The sequence below is a fragment of the Dysgonomonas sp. ZJ279 genome (assembly GCF_011039205.1).
In the GTDB taxonomy this organism is placed as follows: Bacteria; Bacteroidota; Bacteroidia; order Bacteroidales; family Dysgonomonadaceae; genus Dysgonomonas.
The window spans coordinates 76755-89090 of sequence record NZ_JAAKEL010000003.1; the positions used below are offsets into that span (position 1 = coordinate 76755).

Here is a 12336-nt window from a genome sequence, read left to right on the forward strand (position 1 = left end):
TTTTTATAGATCCAATGGAGTTTCTTCAATAATTGAGAGTATAGTCTGCATTTTATTCTCTGTCTCTTCCCATTCCGATTCTAAATCAGACGATGGCAGTATACCACCTCCGGCAAATAGAAGTGACGATTTTTTATTGACTTTTGTGCAACGGAGATTCACATACATATCTGTTTTATTGTCTACATCCAGACAGCCTAAAAATCCTGAGTAATATTGTCTGTCGTATCCTTCATTTTCAAGAATAAACCTGAAAGCTTCTTCTTTCGGAAAACCACATACAGCAGGACTGGGATGTAATAGTTCTAATAAATTGCCTATTTTCATAAGATCCGGCATCTTAAATGAAAATTCAGTTTTGAGATGTATGATATTGCCTGCCTGCAAATTTGTTGGTTCGCTTTGAATGAAAGGCAATTCTGCCTTTTGCAATTGTAGTTGCATATAGTTAACCACAATTTCTTGTTCCATGCGATTTTTCTCGTCCCATTCGGAAGTGGTAGAAGATACGTTTTTTGTTCCCGCCAGAGCCACAGTTTTCCAGTTATCGCCTTGTCCTGATATTAGTAATTCGGGCGAACTGCCAAGCCAAGTTCCTGTTTCGGGTGTATGGCATAAATAGACAAAACTTTCGGGATACTTATCACATGCCCGATCGAACGATACCCCTGCCGAAAATGATTCGTCATTTTCATGGTCGCATGTCCGCGAAAGTACTAACTTTTCGAAAGAATTACTGTTGACAGCCGAATGAAATTTCGTATATATATCTTTATAAGTATCAAAAGAATTTACAGGCGAATAATCATTGGATTCATTATGCAGAGAGCCTTCTATGTTATTCGTATCCAAGAACTGGAAAATAATCTCTTCCCCTTTAAGCGTAATGTCGGGTTCAATAAGTATAATTGGCGATTGTTCTGAAATGTGGAAAGGGGCAATAACAAATCCCTTTTTTGTATTTAAGTCTGATAGCCTTCGAAGCAGATGTCTGCGTGGCGAGTTCTGTATTATAAAATTTACTGTATAGTCACCCGGTAAGCGATATAAAGCAAAACTAACATTCTTATCAATCAGAGAATCAAAAATCCGATATTCGAAATGTTGATTATGACTAAATTTCATTTTTATAGTAGGATCAATTAATTTATTTTCTTTTGCATAACAAAAATAGGCTAAATAAAAGGTTATTGCCCTATTTTGCCCTGCCTTTTTTGTCTTGAATAACTTATTTTAAAGAAGAAAGCCGTGCGAAGAAAAATATCTATACGCAGTATGTAATTTTGTATACTATATATCCGTTAATGTATACTATTTTATTGCTCTGATTATAAAAAGACTACTTTCGTAAATATTCGTAAGAAAAAGGCAGAATCTGCTACTTATTTGTTTCATAATGTGTGATAAAATGTTAAAAAACGAAATAGCTGTAACTTTTTTAAACTTAAGACGACATATATGTATACAAGTTTGATTTGTGAATAAAATATAAGATTAAATTTGTACGTTAATACTATTGTGATTTAAATTAATTATGAGAAGCTTGTGATAAAGATTAGAGACTTAAACAAAACCTATTATAGCGGAGCTCCATTACATGTACTGAAAGGTATCAACATGGATATTGATAAAGGCGAATTTCTCTCAATCATGGGAGCATCGGGTTCCGGAAAATCAACTTTGCTTAATATACTCGGTATATTAGATAATTACGATACAGGAGAATATTATCTGGATGATGTGCTTATTAAGAATCTTAGTGAAAATAAAGCCGCCGATCTGCGTAACCGCAAGATAGGATTTATCTTCCAGTCCTTTAACCTTATTTCGTTCAAGAATGCGATGGAAAATGTTGCGTTGCCTCTTTATTATCAGGGAGTAAGTAGGAAAAAACGTAATATTCTGGCGCTCGAATATCTGGATAAAATGGGAATAAAAAGTCATGCTGAGCATATGCCAAATGAACTGTCGGGAGGACAAAAGCAGCGTGTAGCTATTGCTCGCGCACTGATTGCCCAGCCACAAATAATACTGGCAGATGAGCCTACCGGTGCATTAGACAGTAAAACTTCGTATGAAGTAATGAACCTTCTTCGCGAAATAAATACAACCGATAATATTACAATGATAATCGTTACCCACGAACAAGCTGTTGCCGATGCTACAGATCGTGTTATACATATCAAAGATGGTATAATAGGGTCGATAGAAATCAATAAGGAACCAGTAATAGAAATGTAATTCATATGTTTGATTTCGATTCGTTAAGAGAGATTATATCTACTATAAGCAAGAATAAAATGCGGACCGTCCTTACAGGATTTGCTGTAGCATGGGGTATTTTTATGCTTATTATTTTGCTGGCTTCCGGTAATGGCCTGAGGAATGGTGTTACATCCAATTTTTCGAACAGAGCAAAAAATACGGTTTCTCTATGGCCGGGCTGGACATCGATGCCATATAATGGACTACCATCTAACAGGCAAATCAAGTTCGATCATAGAGATTATGATTTGATAAGAAATAAAATACCTAATGTAGAATATGTATCGGCGAGAGTATCTCAAAATGTAACTTTATCGTACGAAAAAGAATATGGGAACTGGAATCTCGATGGAGTATCTCCGGATGCAGCCTATATTAGTAACATTGATGTAACAAGTGGTAACGGGCGATTTATAAACCAACTCGACGTTGATAATAAACGCAAAGTGGTTGTTATCAATTCCGAAATAAAGAATATCCTGTTCAAAGATCAAGATCCTTTAGGTAAGTATGTAATTGCAAACAATGTAGCATTTCAGGTAGTGGGTATCTATGAAGATCAGGTCGGGCGAAACAGTCCACCGGCATACATTCCATTTACAACAGCGCAAGCGCTCTATAGTAAGGGTTATGGTTTCCGTCAGATGGAGTTTACGGTGACTGGTCTGAAAACATTAGAAGCCAATGAGGCATTCAATGAGTACATACGTCAACGGATGGGTAAACTGCATGGCTTTAATCCACAAGACAGATCGGCTATTTATATATGGAATACGGCAGAAGACGCTATCGAATCTGATCAGATATTTTCGGCTATCACCTTTTTTATTATCATAATTGGTGTAGCCTCATTGATGGCAGGTATAGTAGGCGTGGGAAATATTATGTTGATTACAGTCAAAGAACGTACCCGTGAAATCGGAATACGGAAAGCTATTGGTGCAACTCCGACTTCTATCTTGCGATTAATTATTTTCGAGTCGATACTGATCACCACAGTTGCCGGTTATATCGGTATCGTATTGGGTGTCGGGCTTACCGAGGCTATCAGTAATTCGCTGGCTAATGCTCCGAGCGATGGACCGACAATATTCCTTAATCCGACGGTAGATTTGGGTACTGTGATATATGCCACCTTGTTTCTTGTCGTTTGCGGTGTTGTTGCTGGCTTAATACCGGCAATCAAAGCGACGCGTGTCAGTCCGATAGAAGCTATGAGAGCAGAATAAACCGAATAACAATAAGATATAATATAGAATATGTTTGATTTAGACAATTGGCAGGAAATATGGTCTACAATAACCCGAAATAAACTTCGTAGCTTTCTTACAGGCTTCGGTGTATTTTGGGGGATATTTATGCTCATTATACTTATTGGGGTAGGTAATGGTTTTAAAGATGGTATGTTACAGAATGTGAATGGATTTGCATCTAACTCCTGCTTCTTTTTTACTAATCTTACTAGCGAGGCATATAAAGGGTTCCGTAAAGGGCGTCATTGGGATATGACAAACAGAGACCTTGTCATTATTCGCCAGAAAGCGAAATCGGTAGACCTGATTTCACCCATGTTGTTTGGTGGAGGTACAGATAAGAATGCAGTGAGAGGTACAAAATCGGGAACATACGGTACGCGAGGAGTGTATCCGGCTCATTTTCAGATAGAGCAACAGCACATATTACATGGTCGTCTGTTTAATACGCTCGATGTCGATAACTATCGCAAGGTATGTGTAATCGGTAAAGTAGTATATGAAACATTGTTTCAACCGGGTGAAGATCCGATAGGGCAATATATAAGAGTAAATGGTATTTATTTTCAAGTAATTGGAGTAATTCGCCCTAAATCAAGAGCTTCGGTCGGTGGAAATGTTGAAGAATCTATTTTTATGCCGTTTACTACTATGCAGCGTGCTTTTAATCAGGGAGATGTGATACATTTTCTCGGATGTACGGCAAAACCCGGATACCCTGCATCTGTAACCGAAGAAGAAGTGAAAAGTATAATTAAGGCCACTCATGATATATCGCCTACCGACGAAAAGGCAATGAGAAGTTTTAATATAGAAAAAGAGTTTCAGATATTTCAGAATTTATTTTTAGGTGTCGATTTCCTTATCTGGATTGTCGGACTCGGTGCTCTCTTTTCGGGCATAATAGGTATCAGTAATATTATGCTGGTAACGGTTCGGGAGCGAACAAGGGAAATCGGTGTCCGTCGTGCATTAGGTGCGCGACCGTTTACCATAGTAAAACAAATATTGAGTGAAAGCTTTCTATTGACGGCAATTGCCGGCTTTGGAGGTTTCTTTGTCGGAGTGGTAATATTGGAAATAGTAAGAGCGGCAATGCTTGCCAATACACAAGTGCCGGAGGGCGAAGGGTCGTTTTTTGTGCCTCCTTTCGTTTCATTCGAGACAGGATTGTTGGCAATGGGAGTACTTATTGTGTCGGGTGTTGTAGCAGGACTAATGCCTGCGATGAGAGCCTTGAAAATAAAAGCTATTGATGCTATTAGAGAAGAGTAAGACAAATTAAATATATAGGAAATTATAAACAGAACAAATAATATGAAGAAGATTCTTAAAATTGCATTGCTTGTGATAATAGTGCTTATTGTTTTAGGTACGTTCTACATGCTCTGGCAGAAGTCGCAGCCCAAAAAGGTTGTTTATGAAATTATTACAGTAGATACAGGTAATGTGGAAAATACCTCTGTAGCAACAGGGAAAGTTTCTCCCCGCGATGAGGTGTTGATTAAACCTCAGATATCCGGTATTATATCAGAATTGCTGAAAGAAGCCGGAGATTATGTAAAAGCAGGCGAAGTTATTGCAACCGTAAAGGTTATACCTGAAATGGCATCTTTAAACTCGGCCGAATCGCGAGTGACTATTGCTGAGATCAATCTGACACAAGTTAAGGCAGAATTTGAGCGTCAAACACAATTGTTCACAAAAGGTGTGATTGCGAAAGAAGAAATGGATAAGGCCGAAGCCGATTATAAAAAGGCTAAGGAAGAACTTGACAACTCGAAAGATAACTTAGACATTGTAAAGAGTGGTATCTCGAAAAAGACAGCCCAATATAGTAATACACAGATCAGATCTACTATTACCGGGATGATTCTTGATGTTCCTGTCAAAGTTGGTAACTCTGTTATCCAGTCGAATACATTTAACGATGGAACTACAATTGCAACTGTTGCCGATATGAACGACATGATATTTATCGGTAAAATAGATGAAACAGAGGTTGGACGTGTTCACGCCGGAATGCCAATGAAATTATCGATAGGAGCAATTGAAAACCAAAAATTCGATGCTACACTCGAATATATAGCACCGAAAGGAACCGAAGAAAACGGAGCTATCCTTTTTGAAATAAAAGCAGCAGCAAGACTTTCCGATTCGGTTGTAGTTCGTGCCGGATATAGTGCCAATGCCGAGATTGTATTAGCTAAGGCCGAAAGTGTTTTATCTATTCCAGAAAGTACAATCGAATTTAGCAACGATTCCTCATTTGTGTATATACTCAAAGATACTCTCGATCAGAAACAAAACTTCGAGAAGAAACATATCACAATCGGATTATCGGATGGTATAAAAGTTGAAGTGAAATCGGGACTAAATAAAGGAGACAAGATCAGAGGCAATGAAGTTTCTGACAAGCCGAATAAAGAAGGTAAAGAACAATGATAAATAATAAAGCTATGAAAAAATATATAGTATCATGTTGTTTTTTATTACTTACACTGGGTCTTCAGGCTCAGAATAAGTGGACTCTGCGAGAGTGTATCGATTATGCTATCGAAAACAACATTGAAATCAAGCAGCAATATTTAAGTGTAAAGAATTCGGAGGTCGATTTAAGTACCAGTAAAAATAGTCGTTTGCCAGATTTGTCGGGAAGTGCCGGACAAAATTTCAACTTTGGTCGGACAGCATCAGCCGCAACAGGTGTTTATGAGGCGAATTCGGCTTCTACCACAAATTTTGGTCTGTCATCCAGCACTCCGATATTCACCGGATTTCGTATTCCGAATGAAATAAAGATGTATGAGCTTAACTTGCTGGCTGCTACCGAAGGCTTAAAGAAAGCAAAAGAGAATCTTGAATTACAGGTTACTTCATTGTTTTTGGATGTACTGTTCAAAAAAGAAATTCTCAAAGTTTATCAAGAGCAAATTAAACTTAGTAAGGTACAAGTAGAACGTACACAAGCTTTGGTTGATGCTGGTAAAGTTCCTGCGTCGCAGCTATATGATATAAAAGCCCAGTTGGCTAAAGATGAGTTGAATGCTACAGTTGCAGAAAATGATTTGGATCTTTCGTCACTGAATCTGGCACAGGCATTAAATCTTCTTGATGCTAAAGATTTTGATGTGGCAGAACCTATTCTGGGAGATGTGATAGGTGATAATATATCAAGTATTCTTCCTGCCGATCAGATTTATCAGGTGGCAGTGGTTAGCAGACCTCATGTGAAAGAAGCTGAATACAAAGTAGAAAGTAGTAAAAGAAACCTCAAAGTAGCTCAATCGGGATACTGGCCGACTATCGATTTAGGCCTTTCATACAATAATGGTTTCGATCATATATATAAGAGTGAATATGATAATAAGAGTATTTCTGAACAGTTGAAAAATAACTCACGCGAGGTAATTGGTCTAACATTGAGAGTTCCTCTTTTCAATCGTTTCCAAACTCGCAATCAGGTGAGAGGGGCGCGTATTAATATCGAGAATAGAGAATTAGAACTTGATAATGTGAAACTGGCTTTGTTTAAAGAAATACAACAAGCGTATCAGAGTGCTGTAGCTGCTCAATCTAAATTCTCGTCGACAGAGATTGCTTTGGAGGCTTCGCAAGAGTCGTTTAATTATGCCCAGGAACGCTACGATATAGGAAAATCTACGGTGTTCGAGTTTGCCGATGCACAGACTAAATTGTTGACTAGCCGATCGGAGCAAATTCAGGCAAAATATGATTTTCTTTTCCGTGCCAAGATATTAGATTTTTATAGAGGTACAAAGATTGATATAAAATAACCACAGATATCTAAATGATATACGGAGTCCTGAAGAATATAATTTTTCAGGACTTTTTTATCGATAAAATTTACTAAAAACTCTCTTTTTTTACTGTTTATTCATTTTCATGTATGAATAACATGAGAAATCTTTGTTATATCATCAGAACATTTTACTATTTTTGGAAAGATACCATTTTTTTTACGCACGAGAAATCGATAGGTCAGGTGATTCTGATCTTTACAAGATAAGTATGGTAAACTATTAAATATGCTGTATTTTCAGTTATAGTACACATCAATAGTTATACTTACTAAAGAAATAAAATAGGTCGGCGACCTAAAGTATTAATCTTTATAAATTTTTGTGCCATGAAAACTTACCAGACAAGTGAAATCAAGAACATTGCTATTCTTGGTAGTTCGGGAGCGGGCAAAACCACTCTCACCGAAGCCATGCTTTTCGAAGCGGGGGTAATAAAACGTAGAGGTCGTGTCGAAGACGGCAATACAGTTTCTGATTATTTCCCGGTGGAGAAGGAGTATGGTTATTCTGTTTTTTCTAGCATAATATCCGTTGAGTGGATGAATCGCAAGCTCAATTTTATTGACTGTCCCGGTTCCGACGATTTTGCGGGTAATGTTGTTACCTCACTCAATGTGACAGATACCGCTTTGGTGGTTCTCAATGCACAATATGGATTAGAGGTTGGTACAATCAATCAGTTGCGTTACACCAGTCAATTACAAAAACCTGTCATATTCGTTGTTAATCAACTGGATCACGCCAAAGCCGATTTCGATAATGTGGTGTCTCAATTGAAAGCCGATTATGGAGAGAAGGCAGTATTAGTTCAATATCCGGTTAATTGCGGCGAAGGATTTAATGCTGTTGTAGATGTGTTAAAGAATAAAATGTACCGATGGAAACCTGAAGGCGGTGTTCCTGAAGTACTCGAAATACCTGAAGAGGAAAAAGAAAAAGCAAGCGAATTGCATCAAAAGTTAGTTGAGGCAGCTGCCGAAAATGAAGAATCTCTGATGGAGAAATTCTTCGATCAGGGAACACTTACCGAAGAAGAGATGCGGATGGGTATTCGCTGGGGATTGGTGCATAGAGATTTATTTCCGGTATTCTGTGTGTCAGCGGCGAATGATATGTGCGTGAGACGTACATTAGAATTCTTAGGGAATGTTGTTCCCTATGTAAGAGACTTGCCTTGTCCCGTAAATACAGATGGTGAAGAGATAAAACCGGAGGTAGACAAGCCGACAAGTCTGTTTTTCTTTAAAACAACAGTAGAGCCTCATGTCGGAGAAGTTTCTTACTTCAAAGTAATGAGTGGCAAAGTACACGAAGGCGATGATTTTGTTAATGCCGACAGAGGTTCGAAAGAACGTATCGGTCAATTGTTTTGTGCTGCCGGACAACAACGTGCCAAAGTAGAGGAACTGGTTGCAGGAGATATCGGCGCAACAGTTAAATTAAAAGATGTAAGGACAGGAAATACTTTAAATGTAAAAGGAGTAGATAATAAATTTAATTTTATAAAATACCCTGAACCAAAATATCGTCGTGCTATAAAAGCCGAGAACGAAAAAGATACGGAGAAACTCAGTGAAGCATTGCAGCGCATGCATGAGGAAGACCCTACATGGTTGATCGAAAATTCGAAAGAATTGAAGCAATTAATTGTTTCGGGACAAGGGGAATTTCATCTTAAAACACTGAAGTGGAGACTTGAAAATAACGATAAAATAGCTATAATATATTCCGAGCCGAAGATTCCATATAGAGAAACGATAACCAAAGCTGCCAGAGCCGACTATCGTCACAAAAAACAATCGGGTGGTGCCGGACAATTTGGCGAGGTTCACATGATAGTAGAACCATATGTGGAAGGTGTGCCTGTTCCTGAGATTTACAGGTTCAACGGACAAGAATTTAAAGTACAGACTCGTGATGTCCAAACTTACGATCTGGACTGGGGCGGTAAGCTTGTTTTTGTAAATAGTATCGTCGGTGGATCTATCGATACCCGCTTCTTGCCGGCCATTGTAAAAGGTATTATGGCACGTTTGGAGCAAGGGCCATTAACAGGCTCTTATGCCCGCGATGTACGTGTTGTTGTTTATGACGGAAAGATGCACCCTGTAGATTCCAATGAAATTTCGTTTATGCTGGCAGGGCGAAATGCGTTCAGCGAAGCTTTCAAAAATGCAGGTCCTAAGATTCTCGAACCTATCTATGATGTAACCGTATCTGTCCCTTCCGATAGAATGGGCGATGTAATGGGTGACCTCCAAAACCGCCGTGCTATGATTATGGGTATGGAAAGCGATAGAGGTATCGAAATATTGAAGGCTAAAGTACCATTGAAAGAAATGGGAAGTTATTCAATTTCGCTCAGTTCGTTGACAGGAGGTCGAGCTTCTTTCACTATGAAGTTTGCAAGTTATGAACTTGTGCCTACCGATGTACAAGAAAAATTGCTGAAAGATTATGCATCAACACAAAAAGATGAAGATTAATTGCGAATTATAACCTCAAAAGGAGCTATTCGAAAGAGTAGCTCCTTTTTTTTTGTTTTAGTGACATAAATCTTATTTAATGTGAGTTCGATATGTGAAAAGGAATAATAACTAATAAAATTCTGGAGAGACTCTGTCATCCCGAACTGATAGGAGGGATCTACTTCTCTTGAGGTTATTAGCCAATAGCTATTAGCTACCGGCTTATTTCATAATAGATCCCTCACTACATTTCTGGATGACACAATGGACGAAAGACAGATACTAATTCATAACTATATGATGTTTATATCGAACCACGTTATTTGCATGAAATTGTACCTAACCTCTATATAAAGATAAAATATGTGATATTATAATATGAAACTCTTTTGTTTCGTTAAAACATTTAGTACATTCGATAATAAATACTAACTATTTTCTAAATATTTACTTTCATATTGTTAACATGGATAGAATTGAAACTGATTTAATAGGAGACCTGCCTATTCCTAGCGATGCTTACTATGGTATTCACACTCAAAGGGCTGTTCACAATTTTCAGATTACAGGAATAAAACTTACCAGTTTTCCCGAGTTTATTAAAGCATTAGCTTACGTAAAGTGGGCTGCCGCAGAAACAAATTGTCGCTTAGGTGTATTGGACAAAAGAATAGCAGAGGCTATAATAGAAGCATGTAAAAAACTTATAGGAGGAGAATATCAGGATCAATTTTTAAGTGATATGTTACAAGGAGGTGCAGGTACCTCTACCAACATGAATATAAATGAGGTAGTAGCTAATATTGCACTCGAAATGATGGGGCATAATAAAGGGGAATATCAATATTGTTCTCCTTACGATCATGTAAATCTCTCTCAATCTACTAATGATGCCTATCCTACAGGTGTTAAATTAGGAATTCTTTTTTACAATCAGAATATAGTGCAATCGTTGAGTGAACTTGTAGGTTCATTAAAGAGGAAAGGACAAGAATTAGCACATGTGATAACAATGGGGCGAACCCATCTTCAAGATGCCATTCCTCTAACTCTAGGACAGGTATTCGATGCCTATGCAGCTACGTTAGATAAAGAGATCGATTCTTTAAATCAAAGTGCAAATCAGAGTTTGGAAATAAATATGGGGGCTACTGCTGTTGGTACAGGACTTAATGCTGTTCCGGGCTATGCTAAACTTTGTGCCGAGAATCTGTCGAAAATAACTAAGTTCGATTTTACGCCTGCTACAAATTTGGTGGAGGCAACATCCAGCACTTCGAGCTTTGTTGCTTATTCTTCGGCCTTGAAAAAATTATCGACAAAGTTATCGAAAATGGCAAACGACTTAAGATTGCTGACTTCGGGTCCTCGTTGTGGATTTTATGAAATCAATTTACCTCCAATGCAAGCCGGATCATCTATTATGCCCGGTAAAGTGAATCCAGTTATACCCGAGGTTGTATCGCAGACATGCTTTAAGGTGATAGCGAACGATTTTGCTGTGACAATGGCCGCTGAAGCAGGGCAATTACAATTGAATGTGATGGAACCTGTGATCACATATACTCTTTTTGAATCGGTAAAACTTCTGTCGAATGCAATGGTATGTTTCAGAAAGAACTGTATAGACGGTATCACTGCAAATGAGGAACATTGCAAAAATTTAGTGATGAACAGCATCGGTATCGTAACAGCACTGAATCCGTATATCGGTTACGAAAACAGTACTGCGATAGCCAAAGAAGCACTTGAAACAGGGCAGAGCGTTTATAGTTTGATATTAAAGAAAAATGTATTATCTAAAGATGAACTGGATAGAATATTAAACCCTGAAAATATGATCGGAGCTTGATAGTAAATCATACATAAATAATTAAATAAAAGCGTTAGGATAATTATTATTTTAACGCTTTTGTTTTCTTGTGTGTGCAAAGTTTGAAGTTTTAAATTAAAAATTCCTATATTTGCCGGATGAAGGTTAAGAAGCATATATCTCTGATTCTCCTGCTATTTGCTAATATATTGTTATTGGCACATGGAGTCTTGCCTCATTACCATCATGACGGAATTGTATGTATGGTCCGTAGCGAAGCCTGTCAAACAATTCATAATAACGAGAAACATAGTGATCATAGTGAATGTGATCATAGCAATTGCGAATGCTGTGGTGGTGTGCATGATAAACACCATTCGCACGACAATTCAGAAGATTGTGATTTGAAGACTGTCGTTTTACGTCAGGCGAATAACCACGAAAATGATACTGTCCAACCGATTAGTATTTCGTCTTTATTTTATATTGCTTATACGCTAAATATATTTTATCTTGATGCTCCAACCGTTGGACTTCATCTACAGGAAAAACCATATTTAGAAACTTATACCTCACCCTTTGTCGGCTCTATACGTAGCCTAAGGGCTCCTCCCTTTATTTCTACTTTAAGCTGATAAATACTCCGTTTGTTCGAGTATTTATTATCATGTAATGACTGTCATTTAGTTATAGCAGACGTTTGTTGTCTTTCT

Annotated in this window: 9 protein-coding genes; 8 read left to right on the top strand and 1 reads right to left on the bottom strand. The window is 37.8% G+C overall.

The window, feature by feature from the left end; genetic code table 11:
- Window positions 1–3 precede the first annotated feature (3 nt).
- Complete coding sequence (locus tag G7Y57_RS05765; protein WP_165021255.1) at window positions 4–1125, bottom strand: isochorismate synthase; 1122 nt, start codon at window positions 1123–1125, stop codon at window positions 4–6.
- A 420-nt stretch (window positions 1126–1545) separates the two neighbouring features.
- Here G7Y57_RS05765 and G7Y57_RS05770 point away from each other — a divergent pair, with 420 nt between their 5' ends.
- The 8 genes from G7Y57_RS05770 (at window position 1546) to G7Y57_RS18180 (ending at window position 12258) form a co-directional block, all read left to right on the top strand.
- Window positions 1546–2241 carry an ABC transporter ATP-binding protein gene (locus G7Y57_RS05770; RefSeq protein WP_165021256.1) on the top strand — a complete coding sequence of 232 codons (696 nt, stop codon included), beginning with the start codon at window positions 1546–1548 and terminating at the stop codon, window positions 2239–2241.
- A gap of 5 nt (window positions 2242–2246) precedes the next feature.
- On the top strand, window positions 2247–3494 hold the full coding sequence (locus tag G7Y57_RS05775) for an ABC transporter permease (protein WP_165021257.1): 1248 nt from the start codon (window positions 2247–2249) through the stop codon (window positions 3492–3494).
- 30 nt (window positions 3495–3524) lie between these two features.
- Window positions 3525–4793, top strand: a complete 1269-nt coding sequence (locus G7Y57_RS05780) for an ABC transporter permease (RefSeq protein WP_165021258.1) — start codon at window positions 3525–3527, stop codon at window positions 4791–4793.
- A 42-nt stretch (window positions 4794–4835) separates the two neighbouring features.
- A complete protein-coding gene (locus G7Y57_RS05785; protein ID WP_165021259.1) occupies window positions 4836–5963 on the top strand; it encodes an efflux RND transporter periplasmic adaptor subunit in 1128 nt (375 codons plus the stop codon).
- Between the two features lie 14 nt (window positions 5964–5977).
- Window positions 5978–7315 carry a TolC family protein gene (locus G7Y57_RS05790; RefSeq protein WP_165021260.1) on the top strand — a complete coding sequence of 446 codons (1338 nt, stop codon included), beginning with the start codon at window positions 5978–5980 and terminating at the stop codon, window positions 7313–7315.
- Window positions 7316–7668: 353 nt separating this feature from the next.
- Window positions 7669–9828, top strand: coding sequence for an elongation factor G (locus G7Y57_RS05795; RefSeq protein ID WP_165021261.1), 2160 nt, complete (start codon window positions 7669–7671; stop codon window positions 9826–9828).
- A 448-nt stretch (window positions 9829–10276) separates the two neighbouring features.
- Complete coding sequence (locus G7Y57_RS05800; RefSeq protein WP_165021262.1) at window positions 10277–11662, top strand: aspartate ammonia-lyase; 1386 nt, start codon at window positions 10277–10279, stop codon at window positions 11660–11662.
- Between the two features lie 119 nt (window positions 11663–11781).
- Complete coding sequence (locus G7Y57_RS18180) at window positions 11782–12258, top strand: DUF6769 family protein (RefSeq protein ID WP_165021263.1); 477 nt, start codon at window positions 11782–11784, stop codon at window positions 12256–12258.
- Window positions 12259–12336: the final 78 nt, after the last annotated feature.